This is a genomic window from Kitasatospora sp. NPDC057518, assembly GCF_042802075.1.
Taxonomy (GTDB): domain Bacteria; phylum Actinomycetota; class Actinomycetes; order Streptomycetales; family Streptomycetaceae; genus Kitasatospora.
Map to the genome: position 1 here is coordinate 1 of NZ_JBHVEU010000140.1, position 19088 is coordinate 19088.

Here is a 19088-nt window from a genome sequence, read left to right on the forward strand (position 1 = left end):
GCGTACGGTCACGCGTCATGGCGGAACTGCGGGTGGTGGCGGGCATACGGAAGCTGGGACACGGGACGCGGCTGGTCGCGGTCAGCGTGGTCGCCGGGGTGGTGGCGGCGGGGATGGTGCTGCCCGCGGTGGCGGCGGTCGGGCTCGGCGCGCAGTCGGCGGCGGACGACTTCCAGAGCCTGCCCGACGACTTCAAGACCCCTCCGCTGTCCCAGGCCACGACGATCCTCGACGCCCAGGGCGGCACGATCGCCACCGTGTACGACCGGGACCGCACGGTCGTCCCGGCGGACCGGATCTCCCCGCTGGTGAAGACCGCGCTGGTGGACACCGAGGACAACCGCTTCTACGAGCACGGCGCGATCGACCTCAAGGGCGTGCTGCGCGCCCTGGACAAGAACGCCTCCTCGGGCACCACCGCCCAGGGCGCCTCCACCCTCACCCAGCAGTACGTGAAGAACGTCTTCGTCGAGGAGGCGGGCGACGACCCGCAGAAGGTCGCCGAGGCGCAGCGGCAGACCGTCGGCCGCAAGATCCAGGAGCTGAAGTACGCGATCAAGGTCGAGGAGACCCTGAGCAAGGACCAGATCCTCACCAACTACCTGAACATCACCTTCTTCGGCGAGCAGGCCTACGGCATCGAGGCGGCCTCCCAGCGCTACTTCGGCGTGCACGCCGCAGACCTCACCCTGCCGCAGGCCGCGCTGCTGGCGGGCCTGGTGCAGTCGCCGACCGGCTACGACCCGACGGTCAACCCGACGGCGGCGAAGGAGCGGCGCGACACCGTGCTGCGCAAGATGGCCGGGTACGGGCACATCACCCAGGAGGAGGCCCGGCAGGCGATCGCCGCCCCGCTCGGGCTGAACGTCCAGGCGCCGCAGCAGGGGTGCATCCTGGCCAAGCAGGGCGCGGGCTTCTTCTGCGACTACGTGCGCGAGACGGTGCTCACCGACCCGGCCTTCGGCGCCTCGGCCGCCGAGCGGCAGGCGGTCTGGAAGCGCGGCGGCCTGCATATCCGCACCACGCTCGACCCGAAGGCCCAGGCGGCGCTCCAGGCCTCGGTCACCGGCCACGTCGACGCGGGCGACCAGGCGGCGACCGCGATGAGCATCGTCCAGCCGGGCACCGGGAAGATCCTGGCGATGGGCCAGAGCCGCCCGTACGGCGTCGACGGCAAGCAGCACCAGACCCAGATCAACTACAACGCCGACAAGGCCATGGGCGGCGGGCTCGGGTTCCCGACCGGCTCGACCTTCAAGCCGGTCGTCGCGGCGGCGGCCCTGGAGAGCGGCATCCCGGCCGACCAGGCCTACAGCACGGACTACAGCATCCCGTGGCCGGCCATGACGGACTGCTCGGGCGGGAGGTTCCCGTCCTCCGGGCAGGTGCACAACGACAGCCAGAGCCTCACCGGCCGGTTCGACATGAAGTCGGCCATGGCGCAGTCCGTCAACACCTACTTCGCGAAGCTGGAGGCCGACACCGGCCTGTGCGACGTCGCGCGGATGACGAACAAGCTGGGCATCACCCAGCAGGCGGGCGGCGAGAAGCTCCAGGTGGTCCCGTCGATGACGCTCGGCAGCAACGACCTGACCCCGCTGACGATGGCGGCCGTCTACGCGGCCTTCGCCGCCCACGGCACCTACTGCGCGCCGACCGCCATCGCCTCGGTGACCGGCCCCGACGGCAAGCCGCTCGCGGTGCCGCAGGCGAACTGCTCGGCGGTGATGTCGGCCGGCACCGCCGACACGGTCAGCGCGATGCTCAAGGGCGTGGTCGAGGACGGCACCGGGCAGACAGCCGGCCTCACCGGCCGGGACAGCGCGGGCAAGACCGGCACCACCAACGACAGCCGCCAGGTGTGGTTCGTCGGCTACACCCCGGAGATGGCGGGCGCGACCGTGGTCAGCGACACCGACAACCCCAAGCCGCTGGACGGCCAGCGGATCGGCGGCCAGGTGGTCGGCCAGGCCTTCGGCGGCACCCTGGCCGGCCCGATCTGGCGCGACGCCATGGACGGCGCGCTGGCGGGCACCCCGGCCGGCACCTTCACGCCGGTGCAGCTGCCCTGAGCCACCGGTGACCCAGGGCGGCCGGTGACTCAGCGGTAGAGCGCCACCCGGGGCTCGACCGTGCCCTGGAGCGGCGCCTTCCCGACCACGGTGACCCGGTAGTGCGCGGTGAGGGTCTGGTGGCCGTGCAGGACGGTCTTGGCCGGGACGAGCCGGGTGTACAGCGTGCCGGTCTGGCTGCCGAGCGGAATGGCGCGCCAGTGGCCGTCGGGGGAGAGCACCTCGATCCGGATGCCCGCCGGGTTGAGGAAGGGCCCGTTGTCCGGCGAGTCGACCAGGATCTGCGGGGCCACCGTCCGGTCGGCCGAGGAGTCGTTGCGGTACGTGACGGTGATCGGCCGGGTCGCGTGGTCGCGCGGCAGCGCGGTCTCGGGGAGCTCCACGAAGGACACCGGCGGGGCGGCGGTCGCGGTCCGGGCACCGGTCGCGGCCTGGGCCGGGGCGACGAGCGCGGCGGTCGGCAGGGCGGCGAGGGCCGCGGCCAGGGCCAGGCTCCGACGGGGGATCTTCAGGGTGCGCATGGCGCCTCCTTCGGCCGGCCGCCGGGTCACCGGTGGCGCCGCGTGGTTCGGGCAGGTCCGTACGGGACCACCCTGCCCCCTCACTCGGAAAGCCGCACGCGGTGGAGCGGTGCCGGGCCCGGGCGGGGCGTCGCGAGCCGTGCTCCGACTGGGCCGAACGTGCGGGCGCCGGAGCCACCACGCCGCCGCACCACCCCTGCCGTGACCGGGCCCCGTACCTTGGGCGCAACCTCCGCCGGGCGGCTGCGCGCCGGGCGGGGCGCCCGAACAGCGGGGGACGTCGCGAGAACGGGAGGGACGGCTTGCGGGCGCGTTCCGTCGAGGAGCCGGGGCCGCGGCTGCCGGTGCTGATCAGGTACGGCCACTGGTCCTGGCTGGTGCCGCTGGCGGTGCTGGCGGCGGTGGTGGGCGTGGACGCGGCCACCCCCGTCACGTTCGCGTCCGTCAGCTGGCTGGCGATGGTCCCGGTGGTGACCGCAGGGCTCTGCGGCCCGGCGGCCACCACGCTGTTCGCCCTGCTCGCCGTCGTCGCCTACCCGGCCCTGGACAGCATCTGGAGCAAGTCCCAGGGGATCGAGGACTTCCTGCTGGTGATCGCGGGGGCCGCCGTCTCGGTGCCGATCAGCATCTTCCGCGCCCGGGCCGCCGCCTACGTCCACCACCTCCAGGGCACGGCCGAGACCACCCGGCAGGTGGTGCTGCGCCCGGTGCCGCCGGGCTGGGGCGGGGTGGACTCGGCGGCGCGCTACCTGGCCGCGGACGTCGAGGCCCGGGTGGGCGGCGACTTCTACGACGTGCTGGCCACCCCGTTCGGGGCGCGGGTCATCCTCGGCGACGTCCAGGGCAAGGGCCTGCCGGCTGTCTCCGCGGCGGCGGCCCTGGTGGGCTGCTTCCGGGAGGCCGCCTTCCACGAGGCGGACCTGGCCACCGTCGCGTCCTGGCTGGAGGAGCGGCTGCACCGGCAGAACCTGCTGGCGGAGCGGCTGGGGGAGCAGGAGGAGCGGTTCGCCACGGCGGTGGTCGTCTGGTTCCCGGCCGACGCGCCGGGGGAGGTGGAGGTGGTCAACTTCGGCCACGACAGCCCCCACGTCCTCGGCCCCGCGGGGGTGCGCCAGCTGCCGCCGGGCAACGGCGCGCCGCTCGGGCTGGCCCAGCTGGCCGGCGGGCTGCCGGAGGTCCGGCGGCTGAGCCTGGGCCCGGAGGAGACGGTCCTGATCGTCTCGGACGGGGTGACCGAGGCCCGCGACCGGACGGGCGCCTTCTTCGCCCTGCGCGACCACCTGGAGCGCCTGGCCGCCCGGCCCGGGGCGGTCGACCCCGGGCGCCTGGTCGACGAGGTGGCGGCCGAGGTCCTCCGGCACACCGGCGGCCGGTTGACGGACGACACCGCCCTGCTCGCCGTCCGGACGCCCCCGGTGGCGCCGGCGGTGCCGGCCGGGTCGGCGGACTGAGCCGGCCTCAGTCCTCGGCGTGGCTGACCGCGCAGGTCAGGACGCCCGGGAGGCGGGCCAGTTCGGCGGTGAGGGCGGACAGGTCCCCGCGGCCGTGCACGGTGAGGTGCACCTCCGCGATCCGCTCGTCGACCCCGCCGCCGCCCTCGCCGGGCGGCCCGGCCCGGTCCACGGTCGCCAGTTCGGCCACGGCGAACCCCGCGGCGGTGATCCGGGCGAGCAGCAGCCGCAGCAGGCCGTTGCCCTCGGTGTAGGTGACGTGGCAGCTGACCGGGCGGGTGCGCAGCCTCGGCAGCCGGTGGGTGAGCGGCCGCAGCACGTAGCCGACGAAGAAGTAGGCGGCGGTGGCCGCGGTGGCGAGCAGCGGCAGTCCGGCGGCCGCCGCCGTGCCGATGGCGGCGGTCAGCCAGACGGTGGCGGCCGTGGTCAGCCCCCGGATCGAGCCGCGCTGGACGAAGATCACCCCGGCGCCGATGAAGCCCAGTCCGGAGACGATCTGGGCGGCCATCCTGGACGGGTCCAGGGTGACCACGCCGGACTGGACCACGTCGCTGAAGCCGTACTTGCTCACCAGGGTGAAGAGTGCCGCCCCGAGGCCGACGACGGTGTAGGTGCGCAGCCCGGCGGCCTTCTGTCTGATCTCCCGTTCCAGGCCGATCGCGCTGGCCAGGACCAGGGCGATGGCGAAGTCGGTGAAGTGGACCCATCCTTGCCCGAAGGGCTCGACGAACGCTCCCAGCGTCCTCAACTCCTCCTGCCGTCTCAATCGTCCCGCCCGCCCCCGGGAGGGCGGGCACCGATCCCGGTTCGGCGAAGCGGGTGCCGTCGAGCCTACGGTTCATCAGACGATCGGACCGGCGCTCGGACGGGCCGACTTGACGGTCAGGGGGTCGAGCGGAGGCGAACCGACGGCGCGCCGGCTCGGCGGCCCCGCCCGGTGTGCCCTCACCGCGCTCCGTCGGCGCCGACGGGCGGGCCGCTCTCCCCGACTGTCGGGGGCACGGGCCGCAGCCGGTAGGCCTCCCCGTCGGCGAGGACGTGGCCGGCGGTGGGCGGGGCGAAGTGGGTGCCGAGCAGCAGGGTGTCCGTACCGGCGAGGGAGGCGAGCAGCGCCCGGCGGGTGGCGGCGGACTGCCGGGGGTCGATGTCGACGCAGGCGCCGATGGCCGGGTGGGCGAGCTGCACCGGGTGGTGGAGGCAGTCGCCGGTGATCAGCGCCGTCCGGCCCCGGCTGGTCAGTTCGACGGCGACGTGTCCCGGGGTGTGGCCGGGGGTGGGGAGCAGGCACAGGCCGGGAACGATCCGCAGGCCCTCGGCCGGGACGTCGACCAGGTCCAGCAGGCCGGCCCGCTCGACCGGGAGCACCGAGTCGCGGAACAGCTGCGCGCGCGCCTCGTCCATGGGGTACCCGGCCCAGAACTCCCGCTCGGCGCGGGTGGTGAGGTAGCGCGCGCCGGGGAAGGTGGGCTCCCACGCGCCGTCCACCTGCCGGGTGTTCCAGCCGACGTGGTCGGCGTGCAGGTGGGTGAGGACCACCAGGTCGACGGAGTCCGGCGGGAAACCGGCGGCGGCCAGGCGCTCGGGGTAGTCGGTGCGCAGGTCGTGCCAGGCCGGGTTGGCCCGCTGCTTGCCGTTGCCGATGCCGGTGTCGACGAGGACGCGCAGCCCGTCCACGACGACGGCGAAGCTGTGGCTGTCCAGGCGCAGCACGCCGTCGGCGTCGGCGAAGTCGGGGCGCAGCCAGTCCTGGCCGGCCACCAGTTCGGGGGTGGCGTCGGGCAGCAGCCACGGCCCGGTGGCGGGCGGCAGCGGGACTTCGTCGACGCGGTGGACGGTGAGGTCGCCGACCGTCCAGGAGGGGGTAGGGGTGTCGGGCATGGGGCGGTTCCTCCGCTGCAAAAGCCATTCGTTTGCGTTAACGCGACCATAGAACCTACAGTCTCGCTAACGCAAACCCTTAGCTTTTGGCGGGGATGCCTCGTGGTGCCTCGCACCACCCCCGCCTCGCCCACGATCAGGAGCGCATCCATGTCCAATGCGGAGCTCACCCCGCCCGAGGCGGCCCGCCGGGCCGCCCGGGCCGGGCTCGACCTGCCGACCGACCGGCACGCCGCGGTGGCGGCCACCGCCGGGCACATCCGGTCCGTCGTCGCCGTCCTGCGGGAGCTGGACCTCGGGGACACCCCGCCCGCCGCCGCCTTCCGCGCGGAAGGGGGGCACCCCGATGCAGCCGTATGAGCTGACCATCGCCGCCGCCTCGGCGCGGATCCGGGAGCGGCGGCTGTCCCCCGTCGAGCTGGTCGACTCCGTCCTCGGCCGCATCGACCGGGTGGAGCCGCACCTCGGCGCGTACGTCGCCGTCGCCGCCGAACAGGCCCGCGACGCGGCGCGCGAGGCCGAGCGGGAGATCGCCCGGGGCCGGTACCGGGGGCCGCTGCACGGCGTCCCGGTCGGGCTCAAGGACCTGATCGACGTCGCCGGATCGCCCACCACCGCGAGCTCCCGGGTCCGGGACGGCCACCGCGCGGCCGCCGACAGCACCGTCGCCGCCCGGCTGCGGGCCGCCGGCGCCGTCCTGGCCGGCAAGACCCACACCCATGAGTTCGCCTACGGCCTGACCACCCCGCAGACCGCCAACGCCTGGGACCGCGAGCGGGTCGCCGGCGGCTCCAGCGGCGGGTCCGCCGTCGCGGTGGCCGCCGGGGCGGCGACCTTCGCCCTCGGCACCGACACCGGCGGCTCGATCCGGGTGCCCGCCGCGCTGAACGGGGTGGTCGGCCTCAAGCCGACCTACGGGCTGGTGCCCCGCCACGGCGTCACCCCGCTGTCCTGGTCGCTCGACCACGTCGGCCCGATCACCCGCACCGTGGAGGACGCGGCGCTGGTCCTGGCCGCCCTCGCCGGGCACGACCCGCGCGACCCCGCCTCGGTGGCCGCCCCCGCCGTCGACTACCGGCCGGAGCGGGAGCCGGACCTGACGGGCGTGCGGGTCGGCGTGCCGGTCAACCACTACGTCGACCACGTCGACCCGGAGGTGGCGGCCGCCGTCCACCACGCCGTCGCGCGGCTGGAGGCGCTCGGCGCCCGGCCCGTCGAGGTGGAGGTCCCGCTGGCCCGCTACCTCCTGCCCACCCTGTGGGGCCTGGTGGCGCCGGAGGCCTCCGCCTACCACGCCCGCACCCTGCGCACCGTCCCCGAGCTGTACCAGGCGGACGTCCGGGTCCTGCTGGAGGCCGGCGAGCTGATCGACGCGGGCGACCACCTGCGCGCCCAGCGCGCCCGGACGCTGATCCGCGACGCGTGGGCGGGGATCCTGGAGGAGGTCGACGTGATCGCCGCCCCGACGGTGCCGACCACGGCGGTCCGGGCCGGCCAGGAGACGGTCACCTGGCCGGACGGCACCTCCGAGGGCGTCGCCGACGCCTACGTCCGGCTCTGCGCCCCGGCCAACGTCACCGGCCTACCCGCCCTGACCGTCCCGGCCGGCCGCGACGCGGCGGGCCTGCCGATCGGCCTGCAACTGCTCGGGCGGCCCTTCGACGAGCGCACGCTGCTGCGGGTGGGCCACGCCTACGAGCGCACGCAGCCCGCGCGGGCGCTCGCACCGGTGGTCTGACCGGGCCCGGCCCGCCTTAACGCAAAGGCGACGCTTTAAGATGGCGGTATGAGTCCTCGCCAGATGGCCCGCCCGGGCGGGCGCAGCGCCCGCGTCCAGGAGGCGGTGCACACCGCGGTCCGCGAGCTGCTCGCGGAGGTGGGCCGCGAGGCGCTCACCGTACCGATGGTCGCCCAGCGGGCCGGCGTCACCCCGTCCACGGTCTACCGCCGCTGGGGCGACCTCGCCGAACTGCTGTCGGACGTCGCGGTGGAGCGGCTGCGCCCCGACGCCGAACCGGAGGACCGCGGCGGCCTGCGCGCCGACCTCACCGCCTGGGCCGAACAGTTCCTCGACGAGATGGCCTCCGCCTCCGGCCGCGCCTACGTCCGCGACGCCCTCCTCGGCGACCCGGACGGCGGCAACGCCGGCCAGTGCTCGGCCTACGCCGCCGACCAGCTCGGCCTCGTCCTCGCCCGGGCCCGCGCCCGCGGCGAGGACGCCCCCGAGGTCGAGACCGCCATGGACCGCCTCGTCGCCCCCCTGATGTACCGCATCCTCTTCCGCCCCTCCGGCCTTACCCCCGCCTACGCCCGCCACCTGGTCACCGACCTCCTCGGCACCTCGGACGGGGCGTAGGGCCCGCCGACGGGCAGAGTCCGGCGCGGTGTGCCCGGCCCGTCCGCTGTGCCCGCCGGGGCGCGGACGGGTCCGGGCGGCCGCCGCGATCCGTCACGCCGTCCTCGCACGCCTCCCGGGCGGCGGCGCTCCGTGGCACCGTCAGTGGGCAAAGCAGTTCGGGGTTCCCTCGTCGGAGGTTCGCATGAACGCTGTTCCGTCCCGAGTCGTCTTCTCCCGCCTCGCCGCCGCGGCCGGGGCCGTGGCGCTGGCCGGCGGGCTCCTCCTCGTCCCGGCGAGCGCGCCGGCCCGTGCCCAGGGGGTGGTGGACGTGCAGTGCACCGGCACGTTCACCGACGAGTTCACCCCCGCGCTGACCAACCAGCCGCAGAACGTCACCATCGCCACCCAGAACTCCTACGCGACGTGCGTGACCGGCCTCCCCGGGTCGAGCTCGGTCACCAACAGCGAGCCCGGCGAGACCTGCCTCAACGTGCTCCACACCCTCACCCCGTTCGACGAGACCATCGCCTGGGACGACCACACGACGAGCACCGTGCACTGGACCTCCGTGGAGGACACCGGCGGAGCCGCGACCTTCACCGGCACCGTCACCGCCGGCCGCTACCTGGGCGATGCCGCCGTGAAGGCCACGGAGGCCGCCGACATCACCGGGACCAACCCGGAGCTGTGCCCGGTCGGGGGCGGCACCATCACGGGTGCCAGCGGCCCCGCGAACCTGACCCTGACCTCGGTGTGACGAAGTCCGGACCCGTCCGGCCCGTGGTCCGTCGGCGGCAACGCGTCCGAAATTCTGAAATGACATCAAGTCACCGATGTCATCGGCAGGTTGGCATCAACAGGGAAGCTCTGGTCCACCGAGGGCGATAGCCCGGTGACGGTTGGTCATGGCAGGATCAGCGCGGGTCGACACCGTGTCGACCGAAAGGAGGAGCCATGGCCGAGGACAGCGAGGCGAAGCCGTCCGGCTCGTACGCGGGCACCGAGATCAAGATCGAGGGCGAGGACCACATCATCATCCGTGAGGACGAGGTCCCGGTGGCCGCCGACGGCGAGTGACACGCCCACGCTTCGGTGTGAGGAAAGGGCCCCGCCGGTCGCCTCCGGAGGGGCCCTTTCTGCTGCGCCGCTGCGGGACTTAGGCGCGCCCTTCGCCGTCTCCGGGCCGGATGGACCCGGCCGCGCGGACGGCCGAAGCGGCCGCCTACGGCTGCGGGGGCCCCGCGAGGATGATCGGCCAGTCGCCGTCGGGGCCGAGGAGGTCGTCGAGCGGGGCGTCCGGCGGGCCGAGGAGGACGGCGGCGCCTTCGGCGAGCCGCTCGGCCACGTCCGGGGCGACGGCGGTCTCGGCGCGCAGCACGAGGACGGCCGTCGGGTCGGCGGCCGAGCGGAGCGGGAAGCCGGCCGGGTCGATCTCCGCCCGTTCCAGGACGGCCGGGTGGACGGCGACGGCGACGGTCAGCAGGCCCCCGTCGTAGCTGTGTTCGGCCCAGCCGTCGGTCTGCACCAGGTAGAGGACCTCGTCGCCCTCGTAGCAGTGCCCGCCGAGGCGCTCCAGGGCCTGTTCCCCCGGGGTGCCGTCGGGGTCGACGACCAGGGCGGCCGCCGGGGTGTCCGGCTCGTCGGGGTCGAGGCCGGAACGGACGTGGAGTCGGGCCATCGGGGTGCCTCCGGGGTCGTGCGGGCGGGCGGCGGGTCGGGCACCAGTACACACCGCGCCACCGACAGTCCGGGCCGTCGGGCCGTCAGCGCCCGCCCATCAGGCGGTACATGCCGATCGAGTCGTGGGCGGCGGTGTCCGCGAAGCCGAACTTCTCGTAGAGGAAGCGCGCGGGGCCGTCCGCGATCAGCGAGACGTACGCGGTGGCGGGTGCCCGGCGCTCCAGTTCCCCGGTGAGGGCGGCCATGATGCGCTTGCCGAGGCCGTGGCCCTGGTGCGCGGGGTGGACGCAGATGTCGGTGACCTGGAACGCGGTGCCGCCGTCGCCGATGATCCGCCCCATGCCGACGGGCTCGCCCTCGTGGTGGAGGACCACGCCGTACCAGGTGTTGGGGAGGGCGAGCGCGACCGCCTCGGGGGCCTTGTCGGAGAGGCCGGCGTCGGTGCGCAGACGGCGGAAGACCTCGACGGTGGGCACGCCGGGACGGATCTCGTAAGGGTCACGGTTCGGATTCATGCCTTACATGCTACCCGCTCGGCCCCGCCGCCCGGCTCCGGCCGCTCGGGTGAACGCGCGGCGCGACATACCGGACGGGACGGGGCGTCACGGGGGCGGAAGCGATGATCGCCGGGTTCCCGGAACCCCACCCCGTCGGAGTCGTACATGCGGATTCTTCTCCTCGCCAGCGCGTTCAACAGCCTCAGCCAGCGGCTGCACGCCGAGCTGCGCGACCGGCTCCACACCGTGGACGTCCAACTGGCCGGTGACGACGAGGAGTTGCTCGACGCGGTGCACCGCCTGAAACCCGACCTGGTGCTCGCGCCGATGCTGCGCACGGCGATCCCGCGCGAGCTCTGGTCACAGCTCACCTGCCTGGTCGTCCACCCCGGCCCGCCGGGCGACCGCGGCCCGTCCTCCCTCGACCGGGCCGTCCAGGAGGGCCGCACCGACTGGGGCGTCACGGTGCTGCAGGCCGAGGCGGAGCTGGACGCCGGGCCGGTCTGGGCCTGGGCGCCCTGCCGGCTGCCCGGGTACGGCAAGAGCGACCTGTACCGCAACGAGGTCGCCGACGCGGCGGTGGCGGCCGCGCTGCTCGCCGTCGAACGCTTCGCCTCCGGCGGGTACGCGCCGGAGCCGCAGTCCGGCCCCGGCTGGAGCGGCACCGTACGGACCCGGCCCGCGCTGCGCCAGGAGGAGCGCCGGATCGACTGGGCGGCCGACCCCACCGAGGCGGTGCTGCGCAGGCTCCGCGCGGCGGACTCGCGCCCCGGGGTGCTCGACGAGCTGTGCGGCGGCGCCTGGTACCTGCACGGCGGGCACCGCGAGCCGGTGCTGCGCGGCCGCCCGGGCGAGCTGATCGCCACCCGGGCCGGCGCCGTCTGCCGGGCCACCTCGGACGGCGCGGTCTGGATCCCCGAGCTCCGCCGCCGCACCCCCGGCGGCCCGGCGGGCGTCAAGCTCCCGGCGGCCACGGCCCTCGGCGGGCTGCTGCCGGCGCTGCCGGAGGTGGCGGCGCCGCTGATGCCGGGGGAGGGGGACGGCCCGGTCTGGTCGGACCTGCGCTACCGCGAGGACGGCCCGGTGGGCTTCCTGCGCTTCTCCTTCCCGGGCGGCGCGATGTCCACCGGCCACTGCCGCCGGCTGCTGGCCGCGTACCGCTTCGCCGCGGCCCGTCCGACCTCGGTGCTGGTGCTCGGCGGCGGCCGGGACTTCTTCTCCAACGGCATCCACCTCAACGTGATCGAGGCCGCGCCGGACCCGGCCGTCGAGTCCTGGGACAACATCACCGCGATGGACGAGCTGGTCGACGCGGTGCTCACCACCACCGACCGGCTGGTGGTCGCCGCCGTCGGCGGCAACGCGGCGGCCGGCGGGGTGATGCTGGCCCTGGCGGCGGACGAGGTGTGGTGCCGCGCCGGCTCCGTCCTCAACCCCCACTACCGGCTGATGGGGCTGCACGGCTCGGAGTACTGGACGTACACCCTGCCGCGCAGGGTCGGCGCGGCGGCGGCCGAGCGGCTGACCCGCCAGGCGCTCCCGGTCTCCGCGGCCACGGCCGAGCGGATCGGCCTGGTCGACCGGGTGCTGGCCTGCGGGCCCGAGGAGTTCGGGCCGTCCGCGGCCCACCTGGCCGGGCTGCTCGCCGCCTCGCCCACCGCCCAGCAGCGGATCGCGGCGAAGAAGGCCGCGCGCGAGGCCGACGAGCGGACGAAGCCGCTCGACGCGTACCGGGAGGAGGAGCTCGCGGTGATGCACCGGCAGTTCTTCACACCCGAATCGCCGTATCACGCGCTGCGTTCCGCGTTCGTCCACAAGCGCCCGGTGCCGACGGGGCCCGCCGCCCGAGCGTGACCCGAACGGCCCCGCCGGGCTTGCCTCCCCGGGCGCCGGCTCCCGCCGCGCGGACCGGCGCCCGGCCCGGACCGTTGCTAAGACTGGCTTCGAGCCATTCCCTCCGGCTCCCATCCCCGAGGAGGCATCCTCATGGGTGCTGCAACAGCTCCAACCGCTTCGACGGCCGGGACGGCCGAGGCCGCCGCGAAGCCCGACGCCGACGCGGTGCACATCCTCTGGATCAACGCGGGCCTCAGCTGCGACGGCGACTCCGTCTCGCTGACCGCCGCGATGCAGCCGAGCATCGAGGAGATCGTCACCGGCGCGCTGCCCGGCCTGCCCAAGGTCGCCGTGCACTGGCCGCTGATCGACTTCGAGTGCGGCCCGGTCCAGGGCGCGGACAACTTCGTCGAGTGGTTCTTCAAGGCCGAGCGCGGCGAGATCGAGCCGTTCGTGCTGGTCGTCGAGGGGTCCATCCCCAACGAGAAGATCAAGAAGGAGGGCTACTGGTGCGGCTTCGGCGACGACCCCGCCACCGGCCAGCCCATCACCACCAGCGAGTGGCTGGACCGGCTCGCCCCGAAGGCGACCGCCGTGGTGGCGATCGGCACCTGTGCCACGTACGGCGGCATCCACGCGATGGCCGGCAACCCGACCGGCGCGATGGGCGTGCCGGACTACCTGGGCTGGGACTGGAAGTCCAAGGCCGGACTGCCGATCGTCTGCGTGCCCGGCTGCCCGATCCAGCCCGACAACTTCGCCGAGACGCTCACCTACCTGCTGTACCAGCTGGCCGGCTCCGCGCCGATGATCCCGCTCGACGACAAGCTGCGGCCCGCCTGGCTGTTCGGCGCCACCGTGCACGAGGGCTGCGACCGCGGCGGCTACTACGAGCAGGGGCAGTTCGCCACCGACTACGGCACGCCCGAGTGCCTCGTCCGGCTCGGCTGCTGGGGCCCGGTCGTCAAGTGCAACGTCACCAAGCGCGGCTGGACCAACGGCATCGGCGGCTGCCCGAACGTGGGCGGCATCTGCATCGCCTGCACCATGCCGGGCTTCCCGGACAAGTTCATGCCCTTCATGGACCCGCCGCCCGGCTCGCACGTCTCCACCGCCGCCAGCAGCGCGTACGGCTCGGTGATCCGCCGGCTGCGCGCGATCACCCAGAGCACCCTCGACAAGGAACCCAAGTGGCGCCGCACCGGCAGCCGCCTGACCACGGGCTACCGCCCGCCCTGGTGACGCCGCGGGGCCGCACACCGCCCGGTGTGCGGCCGCCGCCTTCCCCCGCCCCGTCCGCCGGGATCCCCTCCGCGGAGACCCCGCTCCCACGGCCCCCGTCCGCACGGCCCCCGCTCGCCGAGGCCCCGCTCCCAGAGACAAGGACACGACAGACACGATGGCAACACCGACCACCAGGGCGACCGGCGACGGCAGCGGCCTGACCGAGATGTCCTGGGACCCGATCACCCGGATCGTGGGCAGCCTGGGCATCCACACGAAGATCGACTTCAAGCAGAAGCGGGTCGCGGAGTGCTACAGCACCTCCTCGGTCTTCCGCGGCTACAGCGTCTTCATGCGCGGCAAGGACCCGCGCGACGCCCACTTCATCACCAGCCGGATCTGCGGGATCTGCGGCGACAACCACGCCACCTGCTCCGTCTACACGCAGAACATGGCGTACGGGGTGAAGCCCCCGCACCTGGGCGAGTGGATCATCAACCTCGGTGAGGCCGCCGAGTACATGTTCGACCACAACATCTTCCAGGAGAACCTGGTCGGGGTCGACTACTGCGAGCGGATGGTCCGCGAGACCAACCCCGGCGTGCTGGAGCTCGCCGAGCGCACCGAGGCCCCGCACGCCGGGGACCACGGCTACAAGACGATCGCCGACATCATGCGCTCGCTCAACCCGATCGAGGGTGAGTTCTACCGCGAGGCGCTCCAGGTCAGCCGGTACACCCGGGAGATGTTCTGCCTGATGGAGGGTCGCCACGTGCACCCCTCCACGCTCTACCCGGGCGGCGTCGGCACCGTCGCGACGGTGCAGCTGTTCACCGACTACCTGACCCGGCTGATGCGCTACGTCGAGTTCATGAAGAAGGTCGTGCCGCTGCACGACGACCTCTTCGACTTCTTCTACCAGGCCCTGCCCGGCTACGAGGAGGTCGGCCGGCGCCGGGTCCTGCTCGGCTGCTGGGGCAGCCTCAACGACCCGGACCACTGCGACTTCACGTACCGCAACATGACGGACTGGGGCCGGCGGATGTTCGTCACCCCCGGCGTCGTGGTGGACGGCAAGCTCGTCACCAACGACCTCACCGAGATCAACCTCGGCATCCGCATCCTGCTCGGCAGCTCCTACTACGAGGACTGGCAGGGCAAGGAGCTGTTCGTCACCCACGACCCGCTCGGCAACCCCGTCGACCCCCGGCACCCCTGGAACCAGCACACCATCCCGCAGCCGCAGAAGCGCAACTTCGACGACAAGTACAGCTGGGTGATGTCCCCGCGCTGGTTCGACGGCAAGGACCACCTCGCCCTCGACACCGGCGGCGGCCCGATCGCCCGGCTGTGGTCCACCGCGCTGTCCGGGCTGGTCGACATCGGCTACGTCAAGGCCACCGGCCACAGCGTGCAGATCAACCTGCCCCGCTCGATGACCAAGCCCGAGGTCACCTTCGAGTGGAAGATCCCGCAGTGGAGCAACGCCATCGAGCGCAACCGCGCCCGCACCTACTTCCAGGCGTACGCGGCCGCCGCCGCCCTGCACTTCGCCGAAAAGGCGCTTGACGAGGTCCGCGCCGGGCGCAGCCAGACCTGGGAGCGCTTCGAGGTGCCGGACGAGTCGATCGGCTGCGGCTTCACCGAGGCCGTGCGCGGCGTGCTCTCGCACCACATGGTGATCCGCGACGGCAAGATCGCCAACTACCACCCGTACCCGCCCACCCCGTGGAACGCCAGCGTCCGGGACAGCTACGGCACGCCCGGCCCGTACGAGGACGCGGTGCAGAACACCCCGATCTTCGAGGAGAACCCGCCGGACACCTTCAAGGGCATCGACATCATGCGCGCGGTCCGCAGCTTCGACCCCTGTCTGCCCTGCGGCGTGCACATGTACGTCGGCGGCGGGCGCACCGTGCAGACCATGCACGTGCCCACCGGCCTGAGCGGGCTCACCGCATGACGGCCGAGCAGACCGGGCTGCGGATCCAGCAGGCCCTGGACGCGCTGGCCGACAGCGGCGCCGACGCCGAGCGGGCCGGCGAGCAACTGGTCCGCGACCTCATGGAGTTCTACGGCCAGGGCCTGGCCCGGCTGGTGCCGGCACTGCCCCCGCCCGCCCTGGACCGGATGCTGGACGACCCGGTCGTGGCCGGGCTGCTGCTCCTGCACGACCTGCACCCCGAGGACCTCCCCGCCCGGATCGAGCGGGCGCTCGCGGCCCTGCCCGAGCGGGTCGAGGCGGCCGGCTTCGACCCGGCCACCGGCGTCCTGCGGCTGCGCCGCACGGCCACCGGCTGCGGCTGCGGCGAACAGGAGGCGCAGGCCGTCCTCGCCTGCCACGCGCCCGAGGTGACGGCCGTGGAACTGGAACGCGCCCCGCAGCTGCTCCAGATCGGCACCCGCCCGCCACAGCCCGCGGAGGCGCGATGAACACCCGCCGGATCTCCCGCGACGGGACCGCCCTGCTGCACCGGCTGCGCGAACCGGCGCCGCCGCGCCCCGAGCAGTGCGCGTTCTGCGGCCGGGACCTGCCCGGCGGCCACCGCCACCTGGTGGACGTCGAGGACCGCGCCCTGGCCTGCGCCTGCACCGCCTGCGGCCTGCTGTTCCAGCAGCCGGGCGCGGCCGGCGGCCGCTACCGCACCGTGCCGGACCGCTACCTCGCCGACCCGGAACGGGAGTTGGACCAGCAGGCCTGGTCGGTGCTGGGCATCCCGGTGGGCACCGCCTTCCTGTTCCGCAGCACCGTGATGGACCAGCTGCTGGCCTTCTACCCCGGCCCGGCCGGCGCCACCGAGAGCGAACTGGACGAGCAGGCCTGGCAGCGCGCCCTCGGTGGCAGCCGGCTGGCCGCCGCCCTGGAACCCGACGTGGAGGCGCTGCTGGTGCGCCGCACCGAGGAGCGCGTGGCGTGCTTCCTGGTGCCGATCGACATCTGCTACGAGCTGGTCGGCCGGCTGCGGCGGTGCTGGCACGGCTTCGACGGCGGCGCCGAGGCGCGGGCCGAACTCGACGCGTTCTTCGCGCGCCTGGCCGACCGGGCCCGCCCGCTGCCCGCGGAGGTGACGGCGTGACGGCGCTCGGCTTCGCCTGCACCGGCGTGCGGTCCGACCCGTACGCGGCCGGGCCGACCCTGGTGTTCCGGCTGCGGATCAAGGCCCCGGCCGACACCCGGGTGCACGCCCTCGCCCTCCAGGTCCAGCTGCGGATCGAACCGGTCCGCCGGCCGTACGGCGAGGCCGAGGGCGGGCGGCTGGCCGACCTGTTCGGCGGACGGGAGCGCTGGGCGACCACGCTCAACCCGATCCAGTTCGCCACCGTGCCGCTGCTCGTCCCCGGCTTCACCGGCGAGACCGAGATCGACCTCGCGGTGCCCTGCACCTACGACCAGGACGTCGCCTCGGCCCGCTACTTCCAGGCACTGGACGGCGGCGAGGTCCCGCTGCTGCTGCTCTTCTCCGGCACCGCCTTCGCCGGCCCCGGCGGCTTCCAGGTCAGCCCGGTGCCCTGGGACCGGGAGGCCCGGGTGCGGATGCCGGTGCGGGTCTGGCGGGAGGCGATCGACCGGCACTTCCCCGGCAGCGGCTGGCTGCGGCTGCCGGAGGACGCCATGGCCGAGCTGCTGGCCTACCGCTCGCGGCGGGCCCTGCCCTCCTGGGAGGCGACGGTGCGCGAGCTGCTCACGGCCGCGGCGATCGGGGAGGGGGCCCGGTGAGCGGCCTCCCGGAGCGGATCGAACGCGGCTTCGCGGCCGCCCGGCAGATCGCCGACGCGGTGCTGCTGGAGGGCTACGTGCTCTACCCGTACCGCGCCTCGGCGGCCAAGAACCGGCTGCGCTGGCAGTTCGGCGTCCTGGTGCCGCCCGAGTACACCGCGCAGGGCGGCGAGCACTCCCACCAGCGCACCGAGTGCCTGATGGAGGCGCGCGACGGGGACCGGCTGGCGGTCGAGCTGCGCTTCCTACGGGTCCAGCGGCGCACCGTCGAACAGGCCACCGCCGCCGGCTTCGAGTCCGTGGAACGGCTGGAGCTGGCCGACCGGGACCTCGTCGAATGGGACGAGGGCGTCGAGGAGCGGATCGAACTCCTGGTACCGGTCGAGGAGTTGGCCGGCGAGGGGGTGCAGCGGCCGTTCCGGCTGCCGGGCGTCGGCGAGACCGGGCTGGTGCACGAGCGGGACGCCGTCGTCGGCCGGGTGATACGGCGCCGCGAGCAGGTCGACGGCCTGCTCTGGCTGCGGGCCGAGGAACTGCCCGGCCCGTACCGGGCGCAGCGGCTGACCGTGGAGGTGGAGAACAGCTCCGCCTGGCGGCCGTCCCGGCACGCCACCCGCGACCAGGCGCTGCCGCGCTCGCTGGTCTCCGCGCACCTGCTGCTCGGGCTGGAGCACGGCCGCTTCCTGTCCGTCACCGACCCGCCCGAGTGGGCCCGCCCGGCCGTCGAGCGGTGCCGCAACGAGCGCACCTGGCCGGTGCTGGCCGGGCCGGACGGCGAGCGCGGGGTGGTGCTGTCCTCGCCGATCATCCTGGAGGACCACCCGCGGATCGCCCCGGAGAGCCTCGGCACCCTGTACGACGCCACCGAGATCGACGAGATCCTGGCGCTGCGGACGGCGGCCCTGACCGAGGAGGAGAAGCGCGAGGCCCGCGGCACCGACGACCGGGCCGGCGCGGTGATCGACCTGGCCGAGTCCATGCCGCCCGAGGTGCTGGACCGGCTGCACGGCGCGATCCGCGGGCTGCGCGAGGCCACCGGCAGCACCGCCCTCGGCCGTCCCGAGCAGCCCTGGTGGGACCCGGGCGACGACCCCGGGGTCGACCCCGAGCGGGACCGGGTGCTGGTCGACGGCCACCAGGTGGGCGCCGGCAGCCGGGTGCTGCTGCGGCCCGGACGGCGGCGCACCGACGCCCAGGACCTCTTCCTGGACGGGCGGACCGGCATCGTGGAGGCGGTGCTGCACGACCTCGACGGCTCGGTGCACCTGGCCGTCACGGTGGAGGACGACCCGGGCGCCGACCTGTGGCGGGCCCAGGGGCGCTTCCGCTACTTCCAGCCCGACGAGGTCACGCCACTGGACGGGACCGCCCCGGTGGACGGGACCGCTGCGCTGGACGGAGCCGCTCCGGTGGAGGGGCCATGACGGACCGCACGGTGCTGGTCGCCGGGGTGGGCAACATCTTCCTCGGCGACGACGGCTTCGGGGTCGAGACCGTACGGCGGCTGTCCGCCCACCCGCTGCCGGCGGGCGTCGAGGTGGTCGACGTCGGCGTGCGCGGCGTCGACCTCGCCTACCGGCTGCTCGACGGCCACCGCACCGCCGTCCTGGTGGACGCCGTCCACCGGGGCGGGGCGCCCGGCACCCTCTACCTGATCGAGGCGGACGCCGAACAGCCGCCGGAACCGCCCGCCCTCGACGGGCACCGGATGGGGCCCGACGCCGTACTGGCCCTGCTCGCCACGCTCGCCGCCGGCACCGGCGGCGAGCCGCCCGAACGCGTCCTGGTGGTCGGCTGCGAGCCGGCCTCGCTGGAGGAGGGCATCGGGCTCAGCGAGCCCGTCGCCGCCGCCGTGGCGGAGGCGGTGCGAATG

At 74.4% G+C, this 19088-nt stretch carries 20 protein-coding genes; 15 read left to right on the top strand and 5 right to left on the bottom strand.

The window, feature by feature from the left end:
- Positions 1-2072: transglycosylase domain-containing protein (locus ACFU7Z_RS16795; RefSeq protein ID WP_380777958.1), on the top strand; the 2072-nt coding region annotated here is incomplete at its 5' end.
- 29 nt (positions 2073-2101) lie between these two features.
- Here ACFU7Z_RS16795 and ACFU7Z_RS16800 read toward each other — a convergent pair.
- Positions 2102-2593, bottom strand: coding sequence for a signal peptide protein (locus ACFU7Z_RS16800; RefSeq protein WP_380777959.1), 492 nt, complete (start codon positions 2591-2593; stop codon positions 2102-2104).
- Positions 2594-2895: 302 nt separating this feature from the next.
- Here ACFU7Z_RS16800 and ACFU7Z_RS16805 point away from each other — a divergent pair, with 302 nt between their 5' ends.
- On the top strand, positions 2896-4044 hold the full coding sequence (locus ACFU7Z_RS16805) for a PP2C family protein-serine/threonine phosphatase (RefSeq protein ID WP_380777960.1): 1149 nt from the start codon (positions 2896-2898) through the stop codon (positions 4042-4044).
- 7 nt (positions 4045-4051) lie between these two features.
- Here the strand turns inward: ACFU7Z_RS16805 and ACFU7Z_RS16810 are convergent, their stop codons facing one another.
- Positions 4052-4792 carry an MgtC/SapB family protein gene (locus ACFU7Z_RS16810; protein WP_380777961.1) on the bottom strand — a complete coding sequence of 247 codons (741 nt, stop codon included), beginning with the start codon at positions 4790-4792 and terminating at the stop codon, positions 4052-4054.
- A 197-nt stretch (positions 4793-4989) separates the two neighbouring features.
- Positions 4990-5922, bottom strand: a complete 933-nt coding sequence (locus tag ACFU7Z_RS16815) for an MBL fold metallo-hydrolase (protein ID WP_380777962.1) — start codon at positions 5920-5922, stop codon at positions 4990-4992.
- A 150-nt stretch (positions 5923-6072) separates the two neighbouring features.
- Between ACFU7Z_RS16815 and ACFU7Z_RS16820 the strand changes: the two genes are divergently transcribed.
- From ACFU7Z_RS16820 to ACFU7Z_RS16840, 5 genes are all read left to right on the top strand, one after another.
- The gene (locus tag ACFU7Z_RS16820) at positions 6073-6282 is read left to right on the top strand and encodes a hypothetical protein (RefSeq protein ID WP_380777964.1); all 210 of its coding nucleotides are present in this window, start codon (positions 6073-6075) and stop codon (positions 6280-6282) included.
- Positions 6269-7660 (top strand): amidase, encoded by a 1392-nt coding sequence (locus ACFU7Z_RS16825; RefSeq protein WP_380777966.1) that lies wholly within the window; start codon positions 6269-6271, stop codon positions 7658-7660. The genes ACFU7Z_RS16820 and ACFU7Z_RS16825 overlap by 14 nt, the downstream gene beginning before the upstream one ends.
- A 48-nt stretch (positions 7661-7708) precedes the next feature.
- Positions 7709-8278 (top strand): TetR/AcrR family transcriptional regulator, encoded by a 570-nt coding sequence (locus ACFU7Z_RS16830; protein ID WP_380777967.1) that lies wholly within the window; start codon positions 7709-7711, stop codon positions 8276-8278.
- A gap of 184 nt (positions 8279-8462) precedes the next feature.
- Positions 8463-9017 carry a hypothetical protein gene (locus ACFU7Z_RS16835; protein ID WP_380777968.1) on the top strand — a complete coding sequence of 185 codons (555 nt, stop codon included), beginning with the start codon at positions 8463-8465 and terminating at the stop codon, positions 9015-9017.
- Between the two features lie 197 nt (positions 9018-9214).
- Positions 9215-9337, top strand: coding sequence for a hypothetical protein (locus tag ACFU7Z_RS16840; protein WP_380777969.1), 123 nt, complete (start codon positions 9215-9217; stop codon positions 9335-9337).
- A gap of 145 nt (positions 9338-9482) precedes the next feature.
- On the opposite strand, the gene ACFU7Z_RS16845 is transcribed toward ACFU7Z_RS16840, so the two are convergent.
- Positions 9483-9938 (bottom strand): hypothetical protein, encoded by a 456-nt coding sequence (locus ACFU7Z_RS16845; protein WP_375873125.1) that lies wholly within the window; start codon positions 9936-9938, stop codon positions 9483-9485.
- Positions 9939-10023: 85 nt separating this feature from the next.
- A complete protein-coding gene (locus ACFU7Z_RS16850; RefSeq protein ID WP_380739079.1) occupies positions 10024-10455 on the bottom strand; it encodes a GNAT family N-acetyltransferase in 432 nt (143 codons plus the stop codon).
- A 147-nt stretch (positions 10456-10602) separates the two neighbouring features.
- Between ACFU7Z_RS16850 and ACFU7Z_RS16855 the strand changes: the two genes are divergently transcribed.
- The 8 genes from ACFU7Z_RS16855 to ACFU7Z_RS16890 form a co-directional block, all read left to right on the top strand.
- Positions 10603-12291, top strand: coding sequence for an enoyl-CoA hydratase-related protein (locus ACFU7Z_RS16855; RefSeq protein ID WP_074002683.1), 1689 nt, complete (start codon positions 10603-10605; stop codon positions 12289-12291).
- A gap of 132 nt (positions 12292-12423) precedes the next feature.
- Positions 12424-13515, top strand: a complete 1092-nt coding sequence (locus ACFU7Z_RS16860; RefSeq protein ID WP_049652595.1) for a hydrogenase expression protein HypE — start codon at positions 12424-12426, stop codon at positions 13513-13515.
- Between the two features lie 157 nt (positions 13516-13672).
- Complete coding sequence (locus tag ACFU7Z_RS16865) at positions 13673-15460, top strand: nickel-dependent hydrogenase large subunit (protein ID WP_380777970.1); 1788 nt, start codon at positions 13673-13675, stop codon at positions 15458-15460.
- Positions 15457-15930, top strand: coding sequence for a hypothetical protein (locus tag ACFU7Z_RS16870; RefSeq protein WP_049652591.1), 474 nt, complete (start codon positions 15457-15459; stop codon positions 15928-15930). Before ACFU7Z_RS16865 ends, ACFU7Z_RS16870 begins: the two co-directional genes overlap by 4 nt.
- Positions 15927-16574 carry a DUF5947 family protein gene (locus tag ACFU7Z_RS16875; protein ID WP_234348427.1) on the top strand — a complete coding sequence of 216 codons (648 nt, stop codon included), beginning with the start codon at positions 15927-15929 and terminating at the stop codon, positions 16572-16574. The genes ACFU7Z_RS16870 and ACFU7Z_RS16875 overlap by 4 nt, the downstream gene beginning before the upstream one ends.
- A complete protein-coding gene (locus ACFU7Z_RS16880) occupies positions 16571-17215 on the top strand; it encodes a DUF6084 family protein (protein WP_380777971.1) in 645 nt (214 codons plus the stop codon). Before ACFU7Z_RS16875 ends, ACFU7Z_RS16880 begins: the two co-directional genes overlap by 4 nt.
- Positions 17212-18639 (top strand): hypothetical protein, encoded by a 1428-nt coding sequence (locus ACFU7Z_RS16885; RefSeq protein WP_049652587.1) that lies wholly within the window; start codon positions 17212-17214, stop codon positions 18637-18639. Before ACFU7Z_RS16880 ends, ACFU7Z_RS16885 begins: the two co-directional genes overlap by 4 nt.
- Positions 18636-19088 (top strand): hydrogenase maturation protease (locus ACFU7Z_RS16890; protein WP_380777972.1); only part of this gene is annotated, 453 nt, incomplete at its 3' end. The genes ACFU7Z_RS16885 and ACFU7Z_RS16890, both read left to right, overlap by 4 nt.